The sequence below is a fragment of the Streptomyces sulphureus DSM 40104 genome (assembly GCF_000381025.1).
GTDB classification, from domain to species: domain Bacteria; phylum Actinomycetota; class Actinomycetes; order Streptomycetales; family Streptomycetaceae; genus Streptomyces; species Streptomyces sulphureus.
In genome coordinates, this window is sequence record NZ_KB905814.1 from 673,012 (window position 1) to 699,213 (window position 26,202).

The following is a 26,202-nucleotide window of genomic DNA, read 5'->3' on the forward strand; positions in this document are numbered from 1 at the left end:
ATGCGCCCCGGATGGATGGAAACCGAACGCGTGACGGAGCACGAGAAGCCTGCGGCGAGCACAGCCGAGTCGACCCCCTCCGCGAGGGGTGAGACGGGCGACGGCCACTTCGGGCGCCAACAGGGCAGCAGCCCGCAGCCCGAAGGCGTCGAGGAGACACCCCTGCCCGCAGCCCGCACGAGACCGCGTACGGCGGGAAGTTCACCCTCCGGCAGCAGCGCCGGAGGGTCGGCGGGCCGCGGGCGCAAGTCCTGCGGAACCTCGAGCGGGAAGTCCGGCCGCGGCGCCGAGGCCCGCGGCGAGCCCGCCGACGCCCCGGGCGAGGAGCCGCAGAAGGAGGCACGGCGTTCCGGCGGGCGCGGCTCTTCCGCCGCGAAGGGCAAGAGCACGCGCAAACGGGCCGCCGGCAAAGGCGGTTCGCGCACGAGCAGCACCTCGGGCGAGCAGCCGTCGATCCCCGCACCCACCGGCGCCCCGGAGCAGCCGGCCTCCCCCGCGCCGCCCGAAGCCCCCGCGTCCGGCGGCTCGGAGAGCGAACCGAGCGAGCGCGAGCGCCGCGGTGGCGACCGGCTCCGCTTCGTCGGCGCGGCGACGCGGCGCATTGCACGCGGTGTCGACCTCGACGAGACGGTCCTCGGCCTCTGCCGCGCCACCGTCCCCGCCTACTCGGACGCCATCCTCGTCTACCTCCGCGATCCGCTCCCCGTCGGCGACGAGCGACCGACCAGCCCCTTCGTCCTCCGGCTGCGGCGCAGCGACCGCATCCCCGAGTATCCGCACGCCCTCGGCGGTCAGCCCGGCGCCGAGATCCTGCCCAACCCTCTGCCGACCTCCGCGCCCGAACAGGCGGCCCGCGCCGCGAGCGGTCTCCTCCCCGCTGCGGCGGAGCTCGCCGAGGTGCACACGGGCGGCCCCCTCGCCGAGGTGCTCCGCGGCGTACGGCCGGTCTTCGCCGACGCCTCACCCGTGAGCGCCGCGCTCCCCGAACTCCTCGGCCCGGACAGGCAGTTGCCCGCGGGTCGGCGTGCGATCCTCGCGCCGCTGCGGGGCAGGCGCCGCGTCATCGGCGCCGCGGTCTTCCTGCGCCGACCCGACCGGCCGGAGTTCGAGCAGGACGACCTGCTGATCGCCGCGCAGTTGGCGACGCACACCGCGCTCGGCGTCGACAAGGCGGTGCTCTACGGCCGCGAGGCGTACATCGCCGACGAGCTCCAGCGCACCATGCTCCCCGACGAACTCCCGCAGCCGACGGGCGTCCAGCTCGCCAGCCGCTACCTGCCGGCCGCCGAGACGGCTCGCGTGGGCGGCGACTGGTACGACGCCATTCCGCTCCCCGGCAGCCGCGTCGCACTCGTCGTCGGGGACGTCATGGGCCACTCGATGACGTCCGCCGCGATCATGGGCCAACTCCGCACTACGGCGCAGACCCTGGCAGGGCTCGACCTCCCGCCGCAGGAGGTGCTCCACCATCTCGACGAGCAGGCGCAGCGGCTCGGCAGCGACCGCATGGCCACCTGCCTCTACGCCGTGTACGACCCGGTCGCCCACCGGATCGTCGTCGCCAACGCCGGAGATCCGCCGCCGGTGATGCTCCACCGCAGCGGCCGCGCCGAGGTGCTGCGTATACCGGCCGGGGCACCGATCGGCGTAGGAGGCGTGGACTTCGAAGCCGTCGAGCTGGACGCCCCGGCAGGCGCCACGCTGCTCCTCTACACGGACGGCCTCGTCGAGTCCCGCCAGCGCGACGTGTGGACGGGGATCGAGCACCTCCGCGAGAAGCTCGCGGCGACGGCCCGCCTCACGCGCCCCGGCGCCGCCGCGCCTCTCGAACCGCTCTGCGACGAGGTCCTGGACATACTGGGCCCCGGCGACCGGGACGACGACATCGCCCTGCTCGCAGCGAGGTTCGACGGCATCACACCCAGCGACGTCGCCTACTGGTACCTCGACCCGAGGGCGCAGACGGCGGGCCAGGCACGCCGGCTCGCCCGGCGCGCGCTCGCACGCTGGGGCCTCACCGAGCTGACGGACCAGGTGGAGCTCCTCGTCAGCGAGGTCGTCACCAACGCGGTGCGCTACGCGGAGCGTCCGATAACCCTCCGGCTCCTGCGCACCGACGTGCTCCGCTGCGAGGTCGGCGACGACGTGCCCCAACTGCCCAGGCTCCGCCAGGCACGCGCGACGGACGAGGGAGGACGCGGCCTCTACCTCGTCAACCGGCTGGCTCGCCGCTGGGGCGCCACCCGCCTCTCCACGGGCAAGGTCGTGTGGTTCGAACTCCCCATCCCTCACGAGGAGTAGCTCGCCTACGCACGTGTGGGCCGCCCCGGAGTCTCCGGGGCGGCCCACACGGTGCGCGACGAGGGCTCAGGCGAGCTGGGCCTCGGACTCCAGGGTCGCGCCGACGGCCTGGACCACGGCGGCGATCTTGAACGCCTCCTGGATGGTCTCGCGGTCGACGCCGCCCTTGCGGAGCACCTGCTCGTGCGAGTCGAGGCACTGGCCGCAGCCGTTGATCGCCGAGACGGCGAGCGACCACAGCTCGAAGTCCGTCTTCTCGACACCGGGGTTGCCGATCACGTTCATCCGCAGACCGGCGCGCATCGTGCCGTACTCCGGGTCCGACAGCAGGTGGCGGGTCCGGTAGAAGACGTTGTTCATCGCCATGATGGCGGCGGCCGACTTGGCGGCACCGTACGCCTCGGCGCTGAGGTTCTCCTTGGCCTCCGGCTCCAGCGCACGCAGCACGATCCCGGAGCGGGACGCGAGGGCGCAGGCGAGCACGGTGCCCCAGAGCTGCTGCTTGGGCAGCTCCGAATTGCCTATGACGGAACCGAGGTTGAGCTTGAGGTCCTTCGCGTACTCCGGAAGGGCCTGCTTGAGGTCATCGAGTGCCATGGTTCGTCACTCACCCGCCAGCAGCGCGACCGGGTCGAGGGTCTCGTCGCCCTGGGTCCAGTTGCAGGGGCAGAGCTCGTCGGTCTGGAGCGCGTCGAGGACCCGCAGGACCTCCTTGGGGTTACGGCCGACGGAGCCGGCGGTCACCATGGTGAACTGGATCTCGTTGTTCTGGTCGACGATGAAGACGGCGCGCTGCGCGAAGCCGTCGTCGCCGAGGATGCCCAGGGCCGTCGAGAGCTCGCGCTTGGTGTCGGCCATCATCGGGAAGGGCAGGTCGGTCAGGTCCGGGTGGTCCTTGCGCCATGCGTGGTGCACGAACTCCGAGTCGAGCGAGAAGCCGAGGATCTGGGCGTCGCGGTCGGCGAACTCCTCGTTCAGCTTGCCGAACGCGGCGATCTCGGTCGGGCAGACGAACGTGAAGTCCTTGGGCCAAGCGAAGACGACCTTCCACTTGCCCTCGTGGGTCTTGTGGTCGATCTGCTCGAACTCCTTGCCCTTCTCGAGCGAGACGCAGGCAGTCAGGTCGAACTCGGGGAACTTGTCACCGACAGTGAGCAACGCGCACTCCTTGCAGATCGGAATGTCCGAATCCTTCAACTTCCGTCGCGTCACGCACGATTCACGTAGTTGCTTCGGATCTGATGGCATTCCTCGGGGGTTGGACGGAACCTACATTGCCACAGCGAACATTGATCGCGGAAATAGCTAGAGTTGGTGGCGTTGATCGGAGGTAGTTATCAGTGTCCGCCCCACCCGCCGCAGCTCACCGGGGTCGGCAGCCCACTCTGGCGCAGCTCCGCGCCTTCGCCGCCGTCGCCGAACATCTTCACTTCCGCGAGGCTGCAAGCGCCATAGGCATGAGTCAGCCCGCGCTCTCCGGCGCGGTCGCGGCGCTCGAGGAGACGCTCGGCGTGACGCTGCTGGAGCGTACGACGCGAAAGGTACTGCTTTCACCTGCGGGGGAGCGCATCGCCACGCGCACGAAGGGCGTTCTCTACGCCGTCGGTGAGCTGTTGGAGGAGGCCGAGGCGGCACGGGCGCCCTTCACCGGCGTCTTGCGACTCGGAGTAATCCCCACCATCGCGCCCTATCTGCTGCCGGCCGTCCTCCAGTTGGTCCAGGACGTCTACCCGGACCTCGACCTCCAGGTGCACGAGGAACAGACGGCCTCCCTTCTCGAAGGGCTCGGCAGCGGCCGCCTCGATCTGCTGCTGCTGGCCGTACCGCTCCCTTTGCAGCACGCCACCGGCGGTCACGGCCTTACGGAAATACCCTTGTACGACGAGGACTTCGTGCTCGTCGCCCCCCGCGGCCACCCCGCCGGCGGGCGCAGCGGCCTCCCGAGGTCGCTGCTGCGCGAGCTCCCCCTGCTCCTGCTCGACGAAGGGCACTGCCTCCGCGATCAGGCGCTCGACGTTTGCCGAGAGGTGGGCCGCGAGGACGGCGTCGCCACCACCGCAGCGGCGGGGCTCTCCACGCTCGTCCAACTCGTCGCGGGCGGCATGGGCGTCACCCTGCTGCCCAGGTCGGCGCAGCGGGTCGAGACGGCGCGCAACTACACGCTCACCACCTCGTACTTCGCCGAACCCGCGCCGTCCCGAAGGGTCGCGGCAGTGCTGCGTACCGGGGCCGCGCGGAGCTCGGAGTTCAGCGACTTCGCCGAAGCGCTCCGCGGCGCCCTGCGTGGCCTTCCCGTACGCCCCGTCAACACCGGGGCCACCGGTGACAGCTTCCGATCGGCGCCGTCACCGCGAGGTTGACGCAAGCGGGCCGCCCGGCCCGGCAAACGTACGGCGGCCCCCGTCCGGACGGAGGCCGCACCGATCTTGTGCAGGGAGAATGCGGTCGGCCCGCTCAGGGCGTGTCCTCCGCGGAGTCCTGCTGCGAGTCGTCCTCCTCGGACGGGTCTTTCGGCGGCCGCCCGCGCCGTGGATGGGGACGGGCATGGCGAGGGAGGCGGCCGGTGTCGGCGAGGGCGCGTCTGAGCACGAAGTCGATCTGCGCATTGGTGGACCGGAGTTCGTCGGCGGCCCACTTCGCGAGCGCGTCGTGAACGGCCGGGTCCAGCCGCAGCAGCACCTGTTTGCGCTGCCGCGGCCGACGCCCCGCGCCCTCTTCGGCGGAGGTCACTGGTAGAGCGAACTCGTGTTCATCACGGGCTGCGGGGAGCGGTCGCCGCAGAGCACCACGAGCAGGTTGCTGACCATCGACGCCTTGCGCTCCTCGTCGAGCTCGACGAAGTCCTGCGCCGTGATGCGCGCGAGCGCGTCCTCGACCATCCCGCAGGCACCCTCGACGATCTGCTGCCGTGCCGCCACAACAGCGCCGGCCTGCTGGCGCTGGAGCATCGCGGAGGCGATCTCGGGTGCGTAGGCGAGGTGCGTGAACCGCGACTCCACGATCGCCACGCCGGCCGCGCTCACCCGCTGCGTCAGCTCCTCGGCGAGCTTCTCCGTGATCTCCTCCGCGTTGCCGCGCAGGGAGAGTTCGGACTCCTCGTGCGCGTCGTACGGGTACTCGATGGCGATGTGCCGGACGGCCGCCTCGGTCTGCGTGGAGACGAACTCCACGTAGTCGTCGACGGAGAACGTCGCCTGTGCGGTGTCCTTCACCTGCCAGACCACGACGGCGGCGAGCTCGATCGGATTGCCGTAGGCGTCGTTGACCTTCAGCACGGCGGTCTCGTGGTTGCGGACCCGGGTGGAGATCTTGCTCCGGCTCGTCAGCGGGTTCACCCAACGCAGCCCGTCCGTCCGGATGGTGCCCGTGTAGCGCCCGAAGAGCTGGACGACCCTGGCCTCGCCGGGAGCGACCATGTTCAGGCCGGCGGTGAGGAAGACGGAGCCGATCAGCAGCAGGACACCGATGATGATCAGTACCGATCCTCCGGCCGTCGTCCCGCCGTTGGCGAGGACGCCGCCGCCGATCACCATCGCGATACCGATCAGCACCCCGAGGAGGCCGATCAGCAGCGCAAGACCGCCGTGGATGCTGTGGGCCGCGACCTCGCGGACGGGCGACTGCGGCTTCCCGACCTGGCCGGCGAGCGGTCGGGCTTCGTTGCTGTCTGCAGGAGTGTCGTTGTCGGACATCTTTCCCCCGATTCTCTGGTTCTCGCCAGCACCCGTAACCAGGTTGCGCTAGCACTGGCCTAGCAATGTGATAACACTTTACCCGCAAGCCTTGGTCCTGGCCAGTACGGGGGTCCGGCCGGGACCAGGCTTGCGCCGCTGCCGTGACCGCGCACGCCGTCGACACGTCCAACTCCCGCCGCTGCACCGCGGCTTGGCCGCTCACGAGTCGGCGAGGAGGCCGACCCGAGAGCAAACGGACCCACCCGCCCGAGGCAACCAGCGCCTTTCCCTCCGCGTCACTTGAGGCGGGTTCCGATCAGCTACGGTTGACGCCGCTCGCACAGATGACCGCCGCGCGAGCACGAAAGACTGCTGGGGGGCGAAGATGCGGGACGAGCGAGCCCTTCGCCAGGTCGCAGAGGCGCTTTCCGGTCATATCCGGCGAACTCCCCTCGTGCAGCGCACGCTCGCCTTCGCGGCGCGCCCGTACCTGGACCCGCCGAGCCCGTCCTCGGTCGTACGTCGCTGGCCGGGCCTCACCGCGCTCTGCTTCGCCACCGTCTTCTTCTGGCTCTCTCTCACACCTTCCCTCGTCCCGAGGCCGTGGTACCTGCAGGGCGTGATCGGCGGCATCACCGCCGCGATCGGCTACGCGATAGGCGCCCTCCTGGACTGGGCGTTCCGCTCCGCACTCCGGCCGCTGCTGCGCCGCTTCCCCCGGCTACGGCCGCGCGAGCGGTGGCGGGCGCACGCGTGGCAGGCGTACTACGTACTGAGCGTCGGGCTGACGATCCTCACGCTCTCCGAGAGCGCCGGTATGCAGCGTGAGCTGCGGCGCCTCCAGGAGATGCCGGAGACGCTCACCTGGCACTCGATGATGATCGCGATCATGGCGATCGGCATCTGCCTCGTGCTGCTCGCCGTCGCCCGGGTCGTGCGCCTCGGCACCCGCAAGCTGATCAGGCTGCTGGGTCGCTTCGTCCCCCGACCGGTGGCGATCCTCGGGGGGCTCGTGATCAGCGCTCTCGTCGTCGTCTTCGGCGCGAGGGACGTCGTCTTCGACCGCGGCGTGATCGACATCGCGGCACGTATCGCCGAGAGCACGGACAAGGGCACGAAAGACGGCATCGTCCAGTCGGGCTCCCCTTACGTCTCCGGCAGCCCGGACTCCCTGATCTCCTGGGAGGAGTTGGGGTACGAGGGACGGAACTTCACCGGCTCCGTCCCGTCGGCCGACCGCATCACGTCCGTCATGGACCGGCGGGCGCAGGAGCCGATACGCGTCTACGTCGGCCGGGGCACCTTCGACGACTTCACCGAGGGAGCGCGGCTCGCCGTCGACGAACTGGAGCGGACGGGCGCCTTCGACCGCGAAGTCCTCGCCATAGCCGGCACGACGGGCATGGGCTGGATCAACTCGACGGACGCCGAACCGCTGGAGTTCCTGCACGATGGCGACACGGCGATCGTGGCGATGCAGTACTCCTACCTGCCGAGCTGGGTGAGCTTCCTCGTCGACAAGGAGCAGGCGGGCCGCGCCAACCGCGCGCTCGTCGAGGCGGTGCGGGAGCGCTGGCTCCAGGTCCCGAAGGAGGACCGGCCGAAGCTCGTCGCCTTCGGCGAGAGCCTCGGCGCCTACGGGGTGGAGGCGGCCTTCGAGAGCCCGGACGACCTGCTCTCCAAGGTGGACGGCGCCGTCCTCGCCGGCTCCCCCAACTTCTCCCCCATCAGGGAAGAGGTCACGCAGCACCGGGACCCCGACACCCCGGTCTGGCTCCCCGAATACCGGAACGGCCGCAACTTCCGCTTCGCGCAGTGGCCGGAGAAGGATCTCGCAGCGCCGTCCGGCACGTGGCGGCACCCCAGGGTCGTCTACCTGCAGAACGCCTCGGACGCGATCGCCTGGTGGTCGCCGCAACTGGCGCTCACCCGCCCCCAGTGGCTCAAGGAGCCACTGGGCCGGGACATCACCGAGGAGGTCACGTGGTTCCCCTTCGTCACCTTCTGGCAGACGACGGTGGACATGGCCGTCTCCTACGGCGTAGAGGCACCGCACGGCCACCGCTACGGCACGGCCTCGGTGGAGGCGTGGGCCTCGGTCGTGCCCCCGGCGGGTTGGACCGAGGCGGACACCGCGAAGCTGAAGCGCTTCATGGATGCGCGCGAGGCACCGTACTGACCCGGAGCCGGACGCCCCGGCGTCAGCCCCCGGACCCGCCTTCGGCGCCGTCGCCCGTGCCGGAGGACCCCGAACTCCCCTCGCCGGCACCGGAGCCGGCCTCGGTCCGGCTCGCGGGTTCGTGCGGTGGTCCGGGCACCGCTTCGCCTCCGGGGCCGCCCCCGCCCCCTGGAGCACCCGCTGCCTGCACCTGCCGCCGCGCCTGTTCCTCCGCGTACGCCTTGAGGTAGACGACGACCGTGTTCGAGACGGCGACGAGCGGAACCGCCACAACGGCCCCCGGAATCCCCGCGATCAGGCTTCCCCCCGTCACCGCGAGCACGACGGCGAGCGGATGCACCTGGACCAGCCGCCCGAGGATGAACGGCTGCAGCACGTGGCTCTCGATCTGCTGCACGGCGAGGACGACGGCGAGCACCAGCAGCGCGGTGACGAACCCGTTGGTGACGAGCGCGACGACTACGGCGAGCGCCCCGGAGATGACGGCACCGATGATCGGGATGAAGGCGAAGAGGAAGATGAAGACGGCGAGCGGCACCGCCATCGGCACGTCGAGGAAGTAGATGCCGATCCCGATGAAGACCGCGTCGATGAGGGCCACTATCACCGTGCCGCGCACGTACCCCGTGAGCGTGCGCCAGGCGCGGGGCCCGGCCCCGGCCACACCCTCGCGCGCCGCGGACGGGACGAACTTCAGTGCCCACGCCCAGATCTTCCGCCCGTCGTAGAGGAGGAAGAGGGTCACGAACATCGCCAGGAACGCGCCGGAGAAGAACTCGACGAGGTAGCCGACGCCCTCGAGACCGGCCGAGGTCAACTCGTTGGTGTTGTTGCCAATCCAGTTGCTGAGGTTGCTGGCGATGTCGTTGATCTGGTCCTCGGAGACGTGGAACGGACCTTCCAACGCCCAGGACTTGAGCTCCTCGATACCCGCCTGCACCTTGTCGGTGAGGGTGTCGAGGTTCTCCATCACCTGCCAGACGACGAACCAGCCGACGAGACCCATGATGACGAAGCCGCCGATGAAGGTGAGAGCCGTCGCACTGCCCTGCCCCATCCCCCACCTGCGGAGCCGACGCGTGGTCGGCTGGAGGAGCGCGGTGATCAGCACCCCCGCCGAGAACGCGACGACGACGAGGCTGACGGCGCTCACGATCTTCATCAGCACGAAGACGACACCGGCGAGCACCAGCAGCCGCCATCCCGCCTCGGCGGCCACCCGAACTCCCCACGGCACGGCGGCAGCAGGCTCGGGCCGTGCGGAAACGGCGGGCGCGTAGACGGGCGGCGGGGGGACACGCAACTGCTCGGCCTCTTCGGCCGCGTCGCGGGTGACTCCGCCGGGAGCGTCGGTGGGCGGGTCGTTCGGCGAACGCTCGGCGCCCGCCTCCGCGCGCCACTCCGCGGCCCGGGCAGCCATACGCCGCATCCCGGTCCGCAACCTGTCCAAGCTGCTCGTCATCCGGCTTCCTCCGCCCCCGTTGCTCTACGTCGCTCGCTCCCACGGTGCCGGACGCACGGCACTCGCCACCGAGCCCTGCCCGACGGCCGGCTCCGGTCCGGGCTCGCGCCGGTCCTCCGACCTAGGACGACGTTACAGGCGCGCACGGTTGCTCCCGGGCCGGGCGCGACGTATGAGACGCATGATGCCCCCGGCGGGAACTCCCGCCGGGGGCATCACGTTCGACTGAGACAGGGTGTTCGCCTACCTCACCGGGAAAGCGCAGCAGCGCCCGGAGTTCGGCAGTGCAACTGCCTCACGTCCCGATCAGTAATAGTTGTTGGCCTGCCAGAAGCTCCATGCGTCGCACGGGCTGCCATACCGGTCGTTCATGTAGTTGAGGCCCCACTTTATCTGCGTGGCCGGGTTGGTGCGCCAGTCGGCGCCCGCAGAGGCCATCTTGCTGCCGGGGAGCGCCTGCACGAGGCCGTAGGCACCGGAGGAAGGGTTGCTCGCCTGGTAGTTCCAGCCGGACTCCCGGTCCACGATCTGCGAGAAGCACTGGTACTGGCCGCCGCCGACGATCTGCTGGGCCATCGACTTGATTTCGGCGACGGAGTACGAGGACTGCTGCTCGAAGTCACCGGCGTCCGAGCGGTCGTCGGAGCGGCTGGCCGACTGGCTGGCGAGCTCCTCCTCCCGCTCCTTGGCCTTCTTCTCCGCAGCCTTCCTCTTCTTCTCCTCGGCTGCTTTCCTCTTCGCTGCCGCATCCTCGGCCGCCTGCTTGCGTGCGGCCTCTTCTGCGGTCTTCTTCGCCTCTGCCTGGGCGGCGGTCGACGCGGAGTCGGCCTGCTGAGTCAGCGAAGCGGTCTGTGCCTGGGTCTGCTGACCGGCTGGTATGTCAGCGAGGAGCGTCGCGTCAGCAGCGGTGGCCTCGACGTCTGTCGTCGTCTGGCCCTGGTCGCTGCCCGAGGCCACACCGACGACGGCGCCGACGGTGGTGACCGCGGTGGCGGACGCCACGGCGAATCCCCGGACCGAGATCCGAGCAGTCACACGGTTTCCTTCCAACATGCCCGCTGGGGTGACCTCGCGGGCGCAATCGTGCCCCTGGCACTGACCTCCCTCGTACATGGCCACGGGAGGTACCGGCCCGGTTGGGTCCCCTCGCAAGGAGAACCCGCGTGGTACTTCGGGCGGCATACGGCGGTTGCGGGTTTTCAGTTCTGGGTGCTCAGTGGTGAGCGGTGGTGCAACACCCTTGGGGGTGCGGATGTGCCGTATGCGGGGCCTGACAGAACCCACACCCTGCCGGAAGCGCGCGGGCCAAGGCAATTCCGTGCCGAGTGGGAAAGCTCACAGGGGGTTTGGCCTGGTGGATAGCCGGAAATACGGGCGCGTCGCACCCGCCACCGCTAGGGTGCCCACCCTCGCGACTCCCCATCCCTGCAAGGGACTTCGGGCTGTCGCCCCCACACCCCGGAGCGGCGAAAACCCGCAGCTCAACGAGGCGAGCTCAGCATATACCCGCGCGTACGCGCGCTGTGTGCCGGGTACCTGACGGACCGTATCGGCAGGCTGCGACGAAGCGCCGAGAGGTCCACCCGATCGGATGCTCCCGAGTTCCCCGCTGTGTACGGGAGTTCGCCGGATCGTGCGGGCTTAGCCGATTCGGCTGCGGAACGCGGCGTCCGTCCTCTTCTCCCGGTTCCAGCGCTTTCACAGGTTGCCCGGACGCCCGCCGACGACTGCCCGGGGCGAACACTTCGCCCCGGGCAGCACATCGAGCGGCCGTGGGACTACATCCCCTCCAGCATCTCCGTCACCAACGCCGCGATCGGCGAGCGTTCGGAGCGGGTGAGGGTGACGTGCGCGAAGAGAGGGTGCCCCTTCAGCTTCTCCACCACGGCGACGACGCCGTCGTACCGGCCGACACGGAGGTTGTCGCGCTGCGCCACGTCGTGCGTGAGGACCACCCGCGAACCGGTGCCCACCCGCGAGAGGACCGTCAACAGGACGTTGCGCTCCAGGGATTGGGCCTCGTCGACGATGACGAAGGCGTCGTGGAGGGAGCGTCCGCGGATGTGCGTGAGCGGGAGGACCTCCAGCATGCCGCGTGCGTGGATCTCGTCGATCACCTCCCGACTGGTGACGGCGGAGAGGGTGTCGAGGACCGCCTGACCCCACGGGTTCATCTTCTCGGCCTCGGTGCCGGGGAGGTAGCCGAGGTCCTGGCCGCCGACGGCGTACATCGGGCGAAAGACCATCACCTTGCTGTGCTGCCGCCTCTCCAGCACCGCTTCCAGACCGGCGCAGAGAGCGAGCGCGCTCTTGCCCGTCCCGGCGCGGCCGCCGAGGGAGAGGATGCCGACGTCCGGATCGAGCAGCAGGTCGAGCGCGATCCGCTGCTCTGCGCTGCGCCCCTTGATGCCGAACGCCTCGCGGTCCCCGCGTACGAGCTTGATCCGGCGGTCAGGGGTGACCCGGCCGAGCGCGCGCCCCTTCTCCGACTGGAGCACCAACCCGGTGTGGACGGGGATCTCCGCCGCTTCCGGCACGTGGACGCTCTCCGCCGCGAAAAGCTCGTCGATCTCCTCACCCGGCAGGGTGAGTTCGGTCATGCCCGTCCAGCCTGAGTCGACACCGACGAGCTCCGCCCGGTACTCCTCCGCCACCAGTCCCACGGCGGACGCCTTGATCCGGAGCGGCAGGTCCTTGGAGACGACGGTGACGTCGGCCCCCTCAGCCTGGAGGTTCCTGGCGACGGCGAGGATGCGCGAGTCGTTGTCACCGAGGCGGAAACCGGCGGGGAGCACCGTCGTGTCCGAGTGGTTGAGCTCGACGCGCAGGGTGCCGCCCACGTCCCCGACGGGGAGGGGGGCGTCGAGCCTGCCGTGTTTGACGCGGTACTCGTCGAGGCGGCGGAGCGCCTGCCTGGCGAAGAACCCGAGCTCGGGGTGGTGGCGCTTGGCCTCCAATTCGGTGACGACGACCACGGGGAGCACGACCTCGTGCTCCTCGAACCGGTCCATGGCCGCCGGGTCGGCGAGCAGCACGCTGGTGTCGATGACATAGGTGCGGCGCTCGGCCTCGCTGCGCTTCTTGCTTGTCACCACGGGTGGACGTACCCCCTCGGATGAGGTCGGGGAGCGACGGCGTCGCGGAGGAAGAAACCGGACTCGGCCCGCGCGGGGGCCGGCGACCGGCCCTTCACGCCCCTGGCATCCGGCGTGCGCCGTGCACGGCGGGTGCGCGCGTCCGTGGATTGCAAACGGGCCTCCCGGCGGCCGAACCCTCTGGAGAGGGTGCGGCCTTGAGGGGGTATTCCCCGGTCGGCTGGCATGCATGCAACGGCATATGCCCGCGGGCTACGGTCACCTGATGTGACGTCACCGCACGGGTGGAAGCGCTCCGTGACCGGAGCGTCGATCTCGTTGCGACGAGGGGGAGTTGGCCGTGCCGACGGGTGTATCCGCCGCTCAGCCGCCGTACCGCCGGTTGCGTGCCGCGTAGTCGCGGAGGGCGCGGAGGAAATCGACCTTGCGGAACGCCGGCCAGAAGACCTCGCAGAAGTAGTACTCGGAGTGTGCGCTCTGCCACAGCATGAATCCGGACAAACGCTGCTCGCCGCTGGTCCTGATGACGAGGTCCGGATCGGGCTGGCCGCGGGTGTAGAGGTGCTCGGAGATGTCCTCGACGGTGAGCTCCTCGGCGAGCCGGGCGAGGCTGACGCCCCGCGCCGCACGGTCGCTCATCAGGGAGCGCACCGCGTCGGTGATCTCCTGGCGGCCGCCGTATCCGACGGCGACGTTGACGAGTATGCCGTCGACCTCGCCCGCCTGCTCCTCGGCCTCCTTGAGCACCTGCTGGGTACGGCCCGGGAGCAGGTCCAACTGGCCGACGTGGTGGACGCGCCAGCGGCCGTCCGAGGCCAGGTCGCGGACGGTGTCCTCGATGATGCCGACGAGCGGCAGCAGCTCGTTCTCCGGGCGGGTGAGGTTGTCGGTGGAGAGAAGCCAGAGCGTGACGACCTCGACGTCCGTCTCCGTGCACCAGCCCAGCAGCTCCCGGATCTTCTCAGCCCCGGCCTGGTGCCCCTGTTCGGCGGTGCCGCCGGAGGCCTTTGCCCAGCGCCGGTTCCCGTCGAGGATGACGCCGATGTGCTTGGGCACCCTGGTGTGGTCGAGGCGGTCCTCCACCCGACGCGCATAGAGCTTGTACACCAGGTCGCGCAGCTTCATTGGGATGGCCAGCCCTCCATGCCGAGTCCGGGATTCGAGAACCTTACTGCCGCCCACCCGTTCGGCTGAAGCCGGGCTGTTCAGGCGGTCGTTGATAAGAATTGGCACATGACTGACGACACATACGCGCCCTACACCGCCTCCCCGGAGCGCTACGACGCCATGGAGTACCGGCGTACAGGACGATCCGGACTGAAGCTTCCGGCGATATCCCTCGGACTCTGGCACAACTTCGGGGACGACCGCTCCCTGGAGACGCAGCGCGCGATCCTGCGCCGCGCCTTCGACCTGGGCGTCACCCACTTCGACCTCGCCAACAACTACGGGCCGCCCCCGGGCTCGGCCGAGCTCAACTTCGGCAAGCTCTTCGCCCAGGACTTCCGTCCCTACCGTGACGAACTCGTCATCTCCACCAAGGCCGGCTACCTGATGCACCCGGGCCCGTACGGCGAGTGGGGCTCCCGCAAGTACCTGCTCTCCTCCCTCGACGCCTCGCTGCGGCGGATGGGCCTGGAGTACGTCGACATCTTCTACTCCCACCGCTTCGACCCCGACACCCCGCTCGAGGAGACGATGGGCGCCCTGGCGACCGCCGTCCACCAGGGCAAGGCGCTCTACGCCGGCGTCTCCTCGTACAACGCGCAGCGCACCCGGCAGGCCGCGACCCTGCTCCGCGAGATGGGCGTGCCCGCGCTGATCCACCAGCCCTCGTACTCGATGATCAACCGCTGGACGGAGGAGGACGGACTCCTCGACGCGCTGGAGGCCGAGGGCATGGGCTGCATCTCCTTCGCCCCGCTCGCCCAGGGCCTCCTCACCGACCGCTACCTCACCGGCATCCCCGACGGCTCGCGAGCCTCGCGCGGCACCTCGCTCGACGCGGGACTCCTCACCGAGGAGGTCCGTCGCCGCTTGCAAGGCCTCGACGAGATCGCCACGAGGCGCGGGCAGACGCTGGCGCAGCTCGCGCTCCAGTGGGTGCTCCGCGACCCGCGGATGACGTCGGCGCTGATCGGGGCGAGCAGCGTCGCCCAGCTCGAGGCGAACGTCACAGCGTTGAGCGGCGGCTCGCTGAGCGAGGAGGAGCTCGCCCGGATCGACGAGTTCGCCGTCTCGGAGCCCGGTGCCAACATCTGGGCGCGCAGCAGCGATTCCTGAGCCTTCTGCTTGCCGCCACCGGCCGGCCTTCGCGTGGGTTCGGCCGGATTCAACCCCTGCGGACGCAGCGCTCGGAGCAGAAAAAGAGCGGTGCGGTGGCGTCCGCGCCCCCGTCGGCCACCCCAGCGCGTGCGATCGTTTACAGCGAGTGACCAGGTACACGGCAGCGTCGACGGGCTCCCCTCTGCCCGCGGACGCCTCCGAGGGAGGCTCCGAGCGCCAGTAGACCAGCGCTGACCAGGAGAAAGAAGGTGTGTGCGGCAGACGCCGGAAAAGAAAGCGGGCCGGTCCGTGGGGGGATACGGACCGGCCCGAGGGGGGGTTTCCACCATAGCCCCTCACAGCGGGTGTTGTGCCCCTCTGCGACCGTGTCGTTTTTCGCCCGGTCTTCAGACGGCAAGTCCGTGGAGGAGCACCGTCGCCAACGCGCCGCAGAGCAGGGAAGGGCCCAGGGCGATATCCGCATGCCGGGACCGTCTCCGGGTGAGCAGGAGCACAGCCCCCCACGCGCCTGCGGGCAACCAGCCCAGAAGCGCGCCCAGCAGGAGCGCTCCCCAGCCGTACCACCCAAGAGCGACCCCGAGCGCGAGCGCGAGCTTGACGTCGCCGTAGCCGAGGGCGGCCGGGTTGGCGAAGTGGATGGCGCCGTAGGCCAGGGCGAGGGCGGCGCCGCCGAGGAGCGCCGTCCGCCAGTCGCCCCCCGCGCGCGGGAAGAGCGCAGCGCAGGCGAGGGCGGTGGCGGTGAGCAGGGCGAGGGGCAGCGTGAGCACGTCGGGCAGGCGCCGGGTCTCGCGGTCGACGGAGGCGAGGAGGAGGCAGAGGGGGGTGGCGAGGAGCCAGGCGGCGAGTTCGGGGCGCGGACCGACGGCGGCCGCGAGCGCTGCGCAGATCGCCGCCCCGCACACGGCGAACCTTGCGGTCCCGGGCCCGTAGGACGAGGCGGGGCCGCACTCGGTGCAGCGTGCGCGACCGAGCCACGAGCGGGGTGCCGGACCGAGGGGGTGACCGTCTGGGCAGCTCGTGCGCGGCGGGGCGCCTTCGGGGGCTGCGAGTCGGTAGCGGGCACGCGGGAGCAGCGCGGCCGTGAGTGCGCCGTACACGGCGGCGAGGAGGGTGAGCCAGGTGGTCACGGGGCGAGCCTACGCCGCGTCAACTGAGCTTGTGTGCGGGCTGTTTCGGCGCGGTGGGGCGGAGCCCTGGGCTCCGTTCCGCTGCCTCGTTGTCGGGTGGCGATGTCAGGGGGCGGGCCTACTCTGTAAGGCATGAACGGGACTCCGCAGCCGCCGCATGACGCCCCTTCCGCTACAGCGGCCAACGAGGCGATCCGACGCTTCGTCGCCGGGCGCACGTCCTGGACGCCCGAGGAGCTCGCCGAGTTGGACCGTCTTCGCGCTGCCTGGCGGGCGGCCGTCAGGGCGGAGGTGGTGCGGGCTGCCTGAGGGCGCCGCCGGGGGGGCTGGCCGGTCCTGGTCGTGCCAACGCCTGCAAGGGACTCGTCTGTTGGGGCGCCGGGGAGCGACGATGACCTGAGGGGATAGCAGGGACGGGTGGAAGGCGGAGGGCCCGGTGAGGAGAGCGTGGAGAAGGTGGGGTACCGCACTCTTGCGAGGGCGGGGTGGAACGGAGACCTCCGGTTCCGGAGGTCAGGAGGGTTCGGCGGACGCCGGTAGCCCACGGGCTGCGCTCGCCGAGTCGGCGGAGGGGGACAGGGAGACGGGCGGGTCGCAGGCCGGTGAACCCCCTGCAGAGGATGACGAGTTCGAGGACGCGGGCCGCGAGCGGGCACGTCGTGGACGGGGGCGGCTGCTCCTCGCGGCTGCACTCTTCGCGACATTGGTGCTCCCCAAGGTGGTGAGCACCGCCGGCACCGTCGACGACTCCGCTCCCCCACCCGCGTCCAGCCCCAACGTGCACACGGCTGCCCCGTCCCCGACAGGTCCCGACGAGCCCGACGCCCGGCCGAGCGTGCCTCTTACACCGCCCGGGCCGCACTCGCCCACGGCCTCGCAGCCGACGAGCGGTCCGCCGGGCAGTGGCCCGCCGCGCAGCCCGCGGAGTACCGCACTGCCTCCCGGGGCGGATGCAGGGTTCGAGGGGGTCGAGGCGGGGGCCTGCCTCAACGTCCGCGTGGGAGCGGCGGACTGGGCCGAGTCGTCGCCTCGGCGGGCGAAGGTGAGGTGCTCGGCCGAGGACGCCCGCATACGCGTCACGGGGGTGCGTGAGCGCGGCGAGTGCCCGGAGGGCGACGGGCTCGCCGAGTGGGCCGCGCCCGGCGGTAAGGACCTCGCGCTCTGTCTGGAGCGCCGGTTCCGTGCAGGGGACTGTCTGCTCGCCTCCGGCGGTGGGGAGTCGCTTCGGGCGGCGCTGACGTCGGCACCCGCGTGCGGGAGCAGGCCCGCCGGGAACTTCGACCGACTGCTGCGGGTCGTCGGCGTCCATGGCGACCCGCCTGCCCGAATACCGCAGGGTTTCTGCGCGAAGGGCGCAGACGACGACAGGCAGTACTGGACATGGCGGGTCGCACGCGGGGAGAAGGTCATCTGCACAGTGGACGCCCGCTAGCCGGCCGCGTCGCCACGCGCGGGGAAAACCCGCCGACGCCGGGGAGTTGAGGCGTCACCTCCTGGTGGCCACCGTCACCGCGATCCCGCCGGTCAGGAGCACGAACGGCAGCGCGAACCACCCCGCGAGCGCCAGGTACGGAACACCGACGACGCAGGCGACGAGAGAGTAGGCGGCCGAGGCGACGGAGAGGCCGCACTGGGTGCGCGGCGGCCCCTCCCGGTTGAAGCGCACGACAAGTGCCGCGCAGACCGCCGCCCACAGCGCGGCGCGTGGTTCGCCGAAGGTGAGGTGCTCCCAGAGATCGACGGCGTACGTGTACCAGCCCTCGGCGAGCAGTGCCTCTCGCAGATCTCCGAACCCCTTGGCGTACTCCGGGAGTCGGGCGCCGGGTGCCGTCGAGGCGTCCACGCCCGCCAGGTCGTCGCGGAAGAGCTCCGTGACGAGGAGGACCGCGAAGCCGAGCGCGTGGGCGCTTCCGGTGATCCAACCCACGGTGGTACGGAGCGGGTTGGCGCCGTCCTCGGCAGTGGGGCGCGAGGCGGCCGTCGACGACCGTGGGGCGGGCGAAGGGGGCGGCTGATCCGGCTGCATCGGGGAGCCGGGGTCGCGTGACGGGGCTGTCGAGGCAGGGCCCGTGCGCGTGGCCTCTCGCACCGTGTTCTTCTCCGCTGTACGTCCCGGCTTCGCCCCCGACACCCGCCCGTCCCTTCTCACCGCGCCGTTTCCGGTACCGTCCCCGCCAACTTGCCTGACGCGGCGCCCACTTCGGCCGTGAGGGCTCTGTGCGCTGTGAGGTGGCGGGTGTCCGATCCCTACCCAGCAAAAAGCGGTCCGCCACTGGTGTGTGCGGACCGGTACGCATCCCCGTCGGTGGGCGAGCGCCCTCGTTGCACCAGGTCGCTGTGGCGCGCACACCTTTGTGCGGCGCGGCTAACATAGCCCCGTCCGGAACGGACGTCTTGAGCAAGCGGCGGGCCGACGCAGAGGGGGAGCGGATGTCGTTCGAAGAAGAGTGGTCGGGTCTGGTCAGGAGTTCGCAAGAACGCCAGTCGACCGGGATGCAACTCAACCACGCCACCACCCCGGACACGGCTCCGTCGGGCAACAGTTACAGCCCCGACCTCGTCGTCCACGACGACCAACTCGGCAGCATCGGCAACACGGCGGCGTCCCTCTTCCGGAAAATCCAGAAGGAAGGGGACGAGGCGCGCGAGGAGACCTTCGAGGCGGCCACGAGCCTCACCAACCAGGAGCTCGACATGGGCTCGGCGCTCCTCGCCATGCACGATGCGTGGAACACCCAGACGGGCACCGTCAAGGAGGCGTGCGCCCACATCTCCAACCACCTGGACTTCACGCGCAAGTCGCACGACCAGGACGAGGACAAGATCCGTACGGAGATGCGCGATGCGGCCGGCAAGAACATGACGCCGTCCCGTATCCAGGACTACATAGGCTGAGGGGGAACCTATGGCCACGGAGCGGTTGGGTTTTCAGGCCCTCGACACTCTGAAACTCGGTAAGTTGAAGAAGGCCGTCGACGCCTGGGCGGACATGCGGACGAAACTGGGCGACATCGCCGAAGGAGGCGAGGGGGCGACAGCGGCTCAGTTGGAACGCATGACCGCTGGGGCCGACTGGTCGGGGGCAAACGCCCAGATCACCCAGAAGTTCACCAAGCAGACCGCGGAGCAGGTCCGCAAGATGGCCGAGCAGGCCGAGAGCGTCCGCGTCGTGCTCAGCGGCGCGCACTCGGCGCTCAAACGCCACAAGAAGAATTTGCAGAACGAGATCGAGGACGCAGCGAAGAAGGACGTCCTCGTCCTCTCCGACGGCAGTGTCAACCCCGTCAATCCCTCCGCGCAGAACCCCGACGCGAAGCCTCCGACACAGGGCACGATCGACGGGGTGAAGGAGCGGATCGACACGATCCTCGAAGAAGCGGGGCACGACAACGCCGTCGCCCGCCGTGGCCTGGAGAAGCTTGCCAAGGACCCGTACAGCTTCGCGGACATCTCCTACAAGAGTTTCGAGGACGCCGACGCGGAGCAGGGCGTCAAGGACGCAGAGGACGCGGCCGACCTCATGCGCCGCAAGGACAAACTCACCGGACCGCAACTGGCCCAACTGGAAGAGCTGTTGGAGCGCCAGCACAACAACCCGGCGTTCGCCGAGAAGCTCGCGACCGAAATGGGTCCGGAGGGCGTGCTCCAGTTCTGGAGAAGCGTCGCCGATCCGGGGCAGGGCGACACCCCGACGGGCGCCCGCTCCGACGCGCTGGGCCGCGTACAGGACCAACTCAGTCTGACCCTCGCCACCGCCTCCCACGTCGACACCCCGGCGATGGAGGAGTGGAAGAAGAACTTCATCGACGCCGGTTCAAAGCAGTTCGGGCACCCCGACATCATGGCGAAGGGCTGGGGGTTCCAGTACGCCAGCGCCCTGATGGGCAAGGGCAAGTTCGACTCCGATTTCCTCGACCAGTACGGCGACGCCCTGACGAAGTTCGAGAAGGAGAAGACGAAGGGCGCTATCGACCCGGCCGGCCTCTGGGCCAACCCTGCCAACGGCGACCCCGTCATCAACCACTCGGGCAAGGACCCGATGACCGACCCGATGACGGGCTTCCTCAAGGCAACCAGCCACAACCCGGAATTCGCGAGCGAGCTCTTCGGCGACGAACAGACCGCCAAATACCTCCTCAAGGACCGCGAGTACTACCCGGAGGACTCCCCGCACAGCCCGGACAACTCCGAACTCAAGGAGCGCGCCTCCGTCAACGCCCTGGGGGATGCGCTGTTCGCGGGCGGGAGCGGGGTGAACCCGGATGAGAAGGGGGCGGAGTTCACCACACCGGACTCCGGGCAGAAACGGGTACTCCACAACGCGCTGTCCGTCCTGGGTGAGCAGAACGACGAGATGGCTCCTGAACTTCGAGACGACATGGCGAAGTTGCTCGTCACTCACGGAGATGACACCTACGAAACCGTGAGCGAGCAGAACCCGACCGGGGGAAGTCCGCTCGATCATGAGGATCTTGCACAAGTCACGAAACAGATCTCGAGAACGCCCGAAGCTCATGCCCTTCTGCAGGAAGGAATGGGCTTGCAGATCATGAAGGACATGGACGGCATCGAGGACATGAGCAAGCAAGCCCAGGACGGCTCGCTCCGCAAGGCGGGCACAGTACTCGGGTACCTCGAAGAAGCCCGCTACCAGGCGCTGGAGACCGACAAGGACGATCCGGCCTGGACCGCGCGCATGGCGTATCACGGCATCGGTTCCGTGGTCGGCGAGATCCCCGTCGTCGGCGATGTGGCACAGCGCGGCGTGGATGCGCTCACGGAGCAGTGGCGCATGCACGAAGAAGCCGAGATCGAACAAGCACAAGAGGAGGAAATAAAGGAAAACAACAATGTGCGCAAGCTGAAGACGCAGGACCTCTTTGAGTACTGGAACGACAAGACCGGCCGCCATGACCCCGATGACAACTCAAAAGAAGACGGTCTTACCGAGTACGACGAAGAAGGTCATCATTTGGACGGCGTCGACGTTGGGCAGAAAAATTTCAGGACAGCCACCGGGAAAACCCCCTGACGAGGAGCATAAAATAACCACGAACGAGAGACGTGGTAATTCGAAAATTCTGAGCGCGACCACCCGGCGATGGGCGGGTCTGATGGTGGCGGGGGTCTCCCTTGCCTGCATGTCGGGCTGCGGCGAAGCAAGGGACTACACGGTCCCGCACAGTGCTTGTGGAATCCAGGTGACTCCTTCCTCATTGGAGCCGCTGCTGCCGCCCGGAGAAGAGATCGACGACGAAGAGAAATTGGAGCTGCGCGAATACCAGCAACGCTGCTCGCTGAAGGTGGACGGACTGGAAGCATTGCGCATCAGAGGTGACGTGATCACCACTGACATGCACCCCTTCGAGGTCGAGCGGAGGCGTCTGGAAAACAGCGGGAACCCTTCGCCGGCGCATGTCGGGCAGGCCGGACGTATCGCCGACGACCAGATCATCACCTACGTGCCGTGCACGTTCCAGCTGTCGAGCGAGAAAAAACCCGCAGAACGCCGATATGTCCTCGACCTCTATGCTGCGACGGACACCCCAGAGAACGTCGACGAACGCCGAGAGGCACTGGTCGAGCTCGCCAAGAGTCTACTTCCGAAGGCAAAGAAAGAGATGGGCTGCAGCAAGACGTGACCGCTCTGCTGCGGCAGCCGAAACATAGTGAGTCGCCTAGGCCCACCCTCTCTCCGGATCGGTTACCGGATGCCTCGCATTAAAAACGGCCTCGTCTGGGATACGGCGGCAACCCGTCACAGGAAAAGGGCTTCACGAAGTATGCGGACGCGGACAGGAATCTGGGGATCGTCGACAACGAATGGGAAACTACTCGGCGCTGCATCGGCGAGACTCCGCGACAGCAACGGTGCGCGAACCGCACTGTTCCCCCTGCCGCTCTCCGCGCAGACGCACGAGCCCACCCGTAACCATTTTCAGTCCCCACCTCCTCACTTCCGCTTCCGAACATGTGTCCTTCTCACAATGATATTGTTGGCGGCGGGGACAGGTTGCGGCATCAGCGGCGTCGAGGTGCCTGACAAGGTGTGCGGCGCGAAGGTGGACCCGGGACTGCTCGAAAATTTGCTTCCCGCTGACGGCGAGTACAAAGAAACGCACAATGACACCTTGCCGGGATACCATGGACACGAGTGCATCGCCAAGACCGGAAAAGGGCACGAAATAAGGATCAGGGACGAACTGGCCCCCGACGGAATCGACCCGCTGAAGGCGCTCGACAGCACCGTGAAGCATCTCGAAAATCCTGAGATGATATCCATCGGCCACAAGGCGGCTGTCGGTGACACCGGTATCATCACCCACGCCCACTGCAAATTCCGCCCCAAGTCGGCAGCAAAAATCGAAGAAGGGGAATATGTAGTCATAGTGAAGCTGTGGCACGACGAAGTGGTGGTAGAGAAGGCAACCGACAAATACCGTAAGGATCTCGTTCGGTTCGCCAAGAATTACTTTCCCAACGCGATGAAGGCTCGGGGCTGCCGCGGCGCCTGACCACTACGAAGAGTTCCCTCTCCCCGAGTACCGGCAAAGCTGCTCGCTCAAGGGCGACGGGCTCGGCGCATTGGGCGTCAGGGGCGATGTCGTCACCACCGGCACGCAGCCCTTCGAGGTCGAGCGGGAGCGCCTGGAGGACGGCGGCGATCCGGCGCCGGTGGACGCGGACCAAGCAGCACGGGTCATTGCCCATGCGGACCTGTTGTCACCAACGCCTAACGCACGCAATCGAGTTGACACCACCACCGTCTCCACGCAATACCTCCACACCTCTACCCGCGTAGCGCATCTGATGGCATGCTCGCTTCAATCCATCCTTCCCCCACAGGAGGAGCCCACCGATGCGCATCAGAACGATCGCCGTTCCGCTCGCCGTCACGGCGGCCATGCTCGTCGCGCCCGGGGTCGCCGCGGCCGACTCCGGGGCCGGCACCACGCATGTCACCGGCCTCGCGGGGGCCTCGTCGGCGCAGGTCGAAGTCGCCCGCGACGGGGACCGGTTGCACACCGAGGCGACGCGGACGCAGGCGTCGAAGACGCTCGAAGTCGACTACCAGGTGCAGGAGACGGGGTACTGGTGCGGCCCCGCCGCGACCCGTATCGCGCTCTCGGCGCGCACCGCCCCGCCGAGCCAGACCGACCTGGCGGCGCAGCTCGGCACGACGGAGAACGGGACGGACGACATCAGCCAGGTGACCGAGGTGCTCAACGGCAACCTCGGGGAGGGCTGGTACGAGTCGAAGTACATGCCCAACGACCCGCCGACGCAGGAAGAGCGGGACCTGCTGTGGCAGGACGTCGTCACCGACGTCGACAACGGGTACCCGCTCGTCACCAACATCGTCGCGCCGCCCGGCAACCAGCCTCCCGGCTACCCGTCGGACCAGACGGTCTATCACTACTTCACGGTCATCGGCTACGACGACGCCAACCAGTCGGTGCTCATCGCCGACCCGGCCTCGTTCTCCGGCAACCAGATCTACTGGCTCTCCTTCGACCAACTCGCCACGCTCATACCGCCGAAGGGTTACGCAGCCTGAACCGCCGTCGGGCTCGGCACCCGCGGGGTGCCGAGCCCGCTCGCGTTCCCTCGATCGCGCCACCACGCGGCGAGGCCCGGGGTCGCCCCCGTCCGCTTTTCCCCCTTTTGCACGTATCCGTCCCCTCCTCTACCGTCGTGAGAGTCGCGGAAGCAGACCGGTGCGCAGGCATTCGTCGCCGTGCGCTGCCGAGTGCGCGCCGCCGTGTCGGAGGTCGTGAGGCCGTCGGCTCGGGGCCGGGCGCGCTGCGTCGGCTTGTACCGAGGAGACCCGATGACGAGCGTGACGACCTACGACGGGGCGAAGATCTTCTACAAGGAGTCCGGAACCGGTCCCCCTGTGGTCTTCAGCCACGGCTGGCCACTCCACGCCGACGTGTGGGACGACCACATGGCGCTCGTCGCCTCCCACGGGTTCCACGCCGTCGCGCACGACCGGCGGGGCCACGGGCGCTCCGCACAGACGTGGCGCGGCAACGACCTCAACACCTACGCGGACGACCTCGCGCAGGTCATCGAGGCGCTCGGGCTCCGCGAGGTCACACTCGTCGGGCACTCGGCCGGGGGCAGCGAGATCGCCCGCTACGTCGGTCGGCACGGGACGTCGCGCATCGCGCGGATCGTGCTTCTCGGATCGGTCTCCCCGCAGGTCCGGCGGACGGAGGCGAACCCGTCCGGGCTGGCGCCGAGCGTCCTCGACACGGTGCGGGAGTCGATGCGCACCCGTCGTTCCGGCTTCTTCCAGGCGCTCACCCGGACGTTCTTCGGCGCCAACCGTCCGGGGCACACCGTCACCAGGGACGAGCGCGAGGCGTACTGGCTCATGAGCATGGCGCTCGGGACCAAGGGCGCCTCGGAGGGCGTCGAGTCGCTCTTCGGCGCCGATCTCACCGAGGACCTTCGGAAGGTCGACGTCCCGACGCTCGTCCTCCACGGGGACGAGGACCAGATAGCGCCGCTGGAAGCGACGGGCCGCAGGTCCGCCTCGCTCGTACCCGGCGCGGCGCTCCGGGTCTACCCGGGCGCTCCGCACGCCTTCGCCGGCATGCGCAGCTACCGCGAGCCGCTCGGCCGGGACCTGCTCGGCTTCCTCCGCTCCTGAGCGGAAGCTCAGCGTCCGGTGACGGCCGCGGAGGCCGCGTCCGCGTCGTCCTCCGTCTGCCCGCCGGCGACGACGCGCGAGTGCCCGCGCTCGCCCCGGTCGAGGAAGCCGCCGACGACGGCGAGGCCCAGACCGACGACGGCGAGCGCCGCGCCGACGAGCGCAGGCGACGTCCAGCCCCAGCCGAGCGAGATGACGATCCCGCCGAGCCAGGCGCCGCCCGCGTTGGCGAGGTTGAACGCGGAGTGGTTGGAGGCCGCCGCCATCGTCGGCGCGTTCTCCGCCTTCGCCATGAGGAGCATCTGGAGCGGCGTCGTGATGAGGGCGCCGACGGCGCCGATCAGCACGACCGTCACCATGGCGGCGGGCGCCGAGTGGACGGCGAAGAAGAAGGCGGTCAGCGCAGCGGCGAGCGCCAGCAGGCCGCCGTAGAGCGTGGGGCGCAGGGCGCGGTCGGTGAGCGGTCCCGCCACGAGGGTGCCGAGGGTCATGCCGATCCCGTAGAGGGCGAGGACCCATGTCGTCGACGACTCGGCGAGGCCCGTCACCTCGGTGAGCATCGGCACGAGGTAGCTGTAGACGGCGAAGCAGCCGCCGAAGCCGAGGACGGCGGTGAAGAGTCCGAGCACCACCTGCCGGTTGGCCATCGCCCGCAGCTCCTGCCTGATCCCGGCCTGCGGACCGCGCGGCTGGTGCGGTACGAGCGCCGCGATGGCGGCCATCGCGACGAGGCCGATCCCGGCGACGGCGAGGAAGGTGACGCGCCACCCGAGGTTCTGCCCGAGCGCCGTGGCGGCCGGTACGCCGACGATGTTGGCGACCGTCAGCCCGAGGAACATCGTCGCCACCGCTCGCGCCGCCCGCTCGGGCGCCACGAGCCGGGCGGCGACGACCGCGCCCACGCCGAAGAGCGCGCCGTGCGGCAGCCCCGCGAGCACGCGGGCGGTGAAAAGGGTGCCGAAGCCGGGGGCGAACGCCGAGGCGGTGTTGCCGACGACGAAGAGCCCGCTGAGGAGCAGCAGCAGCCGCTTGTGCGGAATCCGCGCCCCGACGGCGGTGAGCAGCGGAGCGCCGACGACGACGCCGAGTGCGTAGGCCGAGACGAGGTTGCCCGCACGCGGTACCGACGTCCCGAGCGCGTCGGCGACCTGCGGCAGGAGGCCCATCATCACGAACTCCGTCGTGCCGATCCCGAAGGCGGCGACGGCGAGGGCGAGCAGGGCCAGGGGCATGACGGGTGAACCTCCGGTCGGCGGGGGCGGATCGTGCTGGGGGACGGCTGCGTGCACCACGGACTCCGGCGGCCGTGTGTGCGGGCACAGTCGTGGTACAGCAGCGATCGGCTGCTGTGCATTCCCGCTCGGCGGGAGTCCGGGTATGACGTGCGCCATACCTGTCCCGGTGGAACGGCGGTCACGG

The 26,202-nt window shown here is 69.4% G+C and carries 23 protein-coding genes; 12 read left to right on the forward strand and 11 right to left on the reverse strand.

Annotated features, from left to right (window positions below):
- Entirely contained in the window at positions 1 to 2,301 is a 2,301-nt protein-coding gene (locus tag F603_RS0107135) for a SpoIIE family protein phosphatase (protein WP_019545325.1), read from the forward strand.
- A 66-nt stretch (positions 2,302 to 2,367) separates the two neighbouring features.
- Here the strand turns inward: F603_RS0107135 and F603_RS0107140 are convergent, their stop codons facing one another.
- The gene (locus F603_RS0107140) at positions 2,368 to 2,898 is read right to left on the reverse strand and encodes an alkyl hydroperoxide reductase (protein WP_016907688.1); all 531 of its coding nucleotides are present in this window, start codon (positions 2,896 to 2,898) and stop codon (positions 2,368 to 2,370) included.
- A 6-nt stretch (positions 2,899 to 2,904) separates the two neighbouring features.
- On the reverse strand, positions 2,905 to 3,459 hold the full coding sequence (locus F603_RS0107145) for a peroxiredoxin (RefSeq protein WP_019545326.1): 555 nt from the start codon (positions 3,457 to 3,459) through the stop codon (positions 2,905 to 2,907).
- A gap of 182 nt (positions 3,460 to 3,641) precedes the next feature.
- On the opposite strand from F603_RS0107145, the gene F603_RS31795 reads away from it, so the two are divergent.
- On the forward strand, positions 3,642 to 4,661 hold the full coding sequence (locus tag F603_RS31795) for a LysR substrate-binding domain-containing protein (RefSeq protein ID WP_078503585.1): 1,020 nt from the start codon (positions 3,642 to 3,644) through the stop codon (positions 4,659 to 4,661).
- 94 nt (positions 4,662 to 4,755) lie between these two features.
- Here the strand turns inward: F603_RS31795 and F603_RS0107155 are convergent, their stop codons facing one another.
- Positions 4,756 to 5,031, reverse strand: coding sequence for a type II toxin-antitoxin system antitoxin (locus F603_RS0107155; protein ID WP_019545328.1), 276 nt, complete (start codon positions 5,029 to 5,031; stop codon positions 4,756 to 4,758).
- The gene (locus F603_RS0107160) at positions 5,028 to 5,993 is read right to left on the reverse strand and encodes an SPFH domain-containing protein (RefSeq protein ID WP_019545329.1); all 966 of its coding nucleotides are present in this window, start codon (positions 5,991 to 5,993) and stop codon (positions 5,028 to 5,030) included. Before F603_RS0107160 ends, F603_RS0107155 begins: the two co-directional genes overlap by 4 nt.
- A gap of 436 nt (positions 5,994 to 6,429) precedes the next feature.
- On the opposite strand from F603_RS0107160, the gene F603_RS0107165 reads away from it, so the two are divergent.
- Positions 6,430 to 8,154, forward strand: a complete 1,725-nt coding sequence (locus F603_RS0107165) for an alpha/beta hydrolase (protein WP_019545330.1) — start codon at positions 6,430 to 6,432, stop codon at positions 8,152 to 8,154.
- Between the two features lie 22 nt (positions 8,155 to 8,176).
- On the opposite strand, the gene F603_RS0107170 is transcribed toward F603_RS0107165, so the two are convergent.
- From F603_RS0107170 to F603_RS0107185, 4 genes are all read right to left on the reverse strand, one after another.
- On the reverse strand, positions 8,177 to 9,616 hold the full coding sequence (locus F603_RS0107170; RefSeq protein WP_019545331.1) for an AI-2E family transporter: 1,440 nt from the start codon (positions 9,614 to 9,616) through the stop codon (positions 8,177 to 8,179).
- Positions 9,617 to 9,922: 306 nt separating this feature from the next.
- A complete protein-coding gene (locus F603_RS0107175) occupies positions 9,923 to 10,669 on the reverse strand; it encodes an aggregation-promoting factor C-terminal-like domain-containing protein (RefSeq protein ID WP_037955378.1) in 747 nt (248 codons plus the stop codon).
- 725 nt (positions 10,670 to 11,394) lie between these two features.
- Positions 11,395 to 12,711, reverse strand: coding sequence for an RNA 5'-3' helicase PhoH2 (phoH2, locus tag F603_RS0107180; protein WP_019545333.1), 1,317 nt, complete (start codon positions 12,709 to 12,711; stop codon positions 11,395 to 11,397).
- 363 nt (positions 12,712 to 13,074) lie between these two features.
- A complete protein-coding gene (locus F603_RS0107185; RefSeq protein WP_019545334.1) occupies positions 13,075 to 13,836 on the reverse strand; it encodes an isoprenyl transferase in 762 nt (253 codons plus the stop codon).
- Positions 13,837 to 13,944: 108 nt separating this feature from the next.
- Between F603_RS0107185 and mgrA the strand changes: the two genes are divergently transcribed.
- Positions 13,945 to 14,994 carry an L-glyceraldehyde 3-phosphate reductase gene (mgrA, locus tag F603_RS0107190; protein WP_019545335.1) on the forward strand — a complete coding sequence of 350 codons (1,050 nt, stop codon included), beginning with the start codon at positions 13,945 to 13,947 and terminating at the stop codon, positions 14,992 to 14,994.
- Between the two features lie 389 nt (positions 14,995 to 15,383).
- Here the strand turns inward: mgrA and F603_RS0107195 are convergent, their stop codons facing one another.
- Positions 15,384 to 16,124, reverse strand: a complete 741-nt coding sequence (locus F603_RS0107195) for a prepilin peptidase (protein WP_019545336.1) — start codon at positions 16,122 to 16,124, stop codon at positions 15,384 to 15,386.
- 132 nt (positions 16,125 to 16,256) lie between these two features.
- On the opposite strand from F603_RS0107195, the gene F603_RS35345 reads away from it, so the two are divergent.
- Positions 16,257 to 16,433, forward strand: coding sequence for a hypothetical protein (locus F603_RS35345; RefSeq protein ID WP_169379054.1), 177 nt, complete (start codon positions 16,257 to 16,259; stop codon positions 16,431 to 16,433).
- Between the two features lie 688 nt (positions 16,434 to 17,121).
- Positions 17,122 to 17,556: a hypothetical protein gene (locus F603_RS0107200; RefSeq protein WP_019545337.1), complete on the forward strand. Its 435-nt coding sequence runs from the start codon at positions 17,122 to 17,124 to the stop codon at positions 17,554 to 17,556.
- A gap of 54 nt (positions 17,557 to 17,610) precedes the next feature.
- Here F603_RS0107200 and F603_RS0107205 read toward each other — a convergent pair whose 3' ends face one another.
- Positions 17,611 to 18,051 (reverse strand): hypothetical protein, encoded by a 441-nt coding sequence (locus F603_RS0107205; protein WP_019545338.1) that lies wholly within the window; start codon positions 18,049 to 18,051, stop codon positions 17,611 to 17,613.
- Positions 18,052 to 18,617: 566 nt separating this feature from the next.
- Between F603_RS0107205 and F603_RS0107210 the strand changes: the two genes are divergently transcribed.
- The 6 genes from F603_RS0107210 (at position 18,618) to F603_RS0107235 (ending at position 24,783) form a co-directional block, all read left to right on the forward strand.
- Complete coding sequence (locus tag F603_RS0107210; protein ID WP_019545339.1) at positions 18,618 to 19,019, forward strand: hypothetical protein; 402 nt, start codon at positions 18,618 to 18,620, stop codon at positions 19,017 to 19,019.
- A 10-nt stretch (positions 19,020 to 19,029) separates the two neighbouring features.
- Complete coding sequence (locus F603_RS0107215) at positions 19,030 to 21,156, forward strand: hypothetical protein (protein ID WP_019545340.1); 2,127 nt, start codon at positions 19,030 to 19,032, stop codon at positions 21,154 to 21,156.
- A gap of 169 nt (positions 21,157 to 21,325) precedes the next feature.
- Positions 21,326 to 21,766, forward strand: a complete 441-nt coding sequence (locus F603_RS0107220; RefSeq protein WP_158678620.1) for a hypothetical protein — start codon at positions 21,326 to 21,328, stop codon at positions 21,764 to 21,766.
- Positions 21,767 to 22,111: 345 nt separating this feature from the next.
- Positions 22,112 to 22,639 carry a hypothetical protein gene (locus tag F603_RS0107225; RefSeq protein ID WP_019545342.1) on the forward strand — a complete coding sequence of 176 codons (528 nt, stop codon included), beginning with the start codon at positions 22,112 to 22,114 and terminating at the stop codon, positions 22,637 to 22,639.
- A 344-nt stretch (positions 22,640 to 22,983) separates the two neighbouring features.
- A complete protein-coding gene (locus F603_RS0107230) occupies positions 22,984 to 23,682 on the forward strand; it encodes a C39 family peptidase (protein ID WP_019545343.1) in 699 nt (232 codons plus the stop codon).
- 273 nt (positions 23,683 to 23,955) lie between these two features.
- Positions 23,956 to 24,783, forward strand: coding sequence for an alpha/beta fold hydrolase (locus F603_RS0107235; protein ID WP_019545344.1), 828 nt, complete (start codon positions 23,956 to 23,958; stop codon positions 24,781 to 24,783).
- An 8-nt stretch (positions 24,784 to 24,791) separates the two neighbouring features.
- On the opposite strand, the gene F603_RS0107240 is transcribed toward F603_RS0107235, so the two are convergent.
- Complete coding sequence (locus tag F603_RS0107240) at positions 24,792 to 26,015, reverse strand: MFS transporter (RefSeq protein ID WP_019545345.1); 1,224 nt, start codon at positions 26,013 to 26,015, stop codon at positions 24,792 to 24,794.
- Positions 26,016 to 26,202 lie beyond the last annotated feature (187 nt).

Coding starts and splice junctions, on each gene's coding strand:
- F603_RS0107135 (WP_019545325.1), top strand. CDS start 1: ATGCGCCCCGGATGGATGGAAACCGAACGCGTGACGGAGCACGAGAAG.
- F603_RS0107140 (WP_016907688.1), bottom strand. CDS start 2,898: ATGGCACTCGATGACCTCAAGCAGGCCCTTCCGGAGTACGCGAAGGAC.
- F603_RS0107160 (WP_019545329.1), bottom strand. CDS start 5,993: ATGTCCGACAACGACACTCCTGCAGACAGCAACGAAGCCCGACCGCTC.
- F603_RS0107170 (WP_019545331.1), bottom strand. CDS start 9,616: ATGACGAGCAGCTTGGACAGGTTGCGGACCGGGATGCGGCGTATGGCT.
- F603_RS0107175 (WP_037955378.1), bottom strand. CDS start 10,669: ATGTTGGAAGGAAACCGTGTGACTGCTCGGATCTCGGTCCGGGGATTC.
- F603_RS0107185 (WP_019545334.1), bottom strand. CDS start 13,836: ATGAAGCTGCGCGACCTGGTGTACAAGCTCTATGCGCGTCGGGTGGAG.
- mgrA (WP_019545335.1), top strand. CDS start 13,945: ATGACTGACGACACATACGCGCCCTACACCGCCTCCCCGGAGCGCTAC.
- F603_RS35345 (WP_169379054.1), top strand. CDS start 16,257: ATGAACGGGACTCCGCAGCCGCCGCATGACGCCCCTTCCGCTACAGCG.
- F603_RS0107210 (WP_019545339.1), top strand. CDS start 18,618: ATGCAACTCAACCACGCCACCACCCCGGACACGGCTCCGTCGGGCAAC.
- F603_RS0107215 (WP_019545340.1), top strand. CDS start 19,030: ATGGCCACGGAGCGGTTGGGTTTTCAGGCCCTCGACACTCTGAAACTC.
- F603_RS0107225 (WP_019545342.1), top strand. CDS start 22,112: ATGATATTGTTGGCGGCGGGGACAGGTTGCGGCATCAGCGGCGTCGAG.
- F603_RS0107230 (WP_019545343.1), top strand. CDS start 22,984: ATGCGCATCAGAACGATCGCCGTTCCGCTCGCCGTCACGGCGGCCATG.
- F603_RS0107235 (WP_019545344.1), top strand. CDS start 23,956: ATGACGAGCGTGACGACCTACGACGGGGCGAAGATCTTCTACAAGGAG.
- F603_RS0107240 (WP_019545345.1), bottom strand. CDS start 26,015: ATGCCCCTGGCCCTGCTCGCCCTCGCCGTCGCCGCCTTCGGGATCGGC.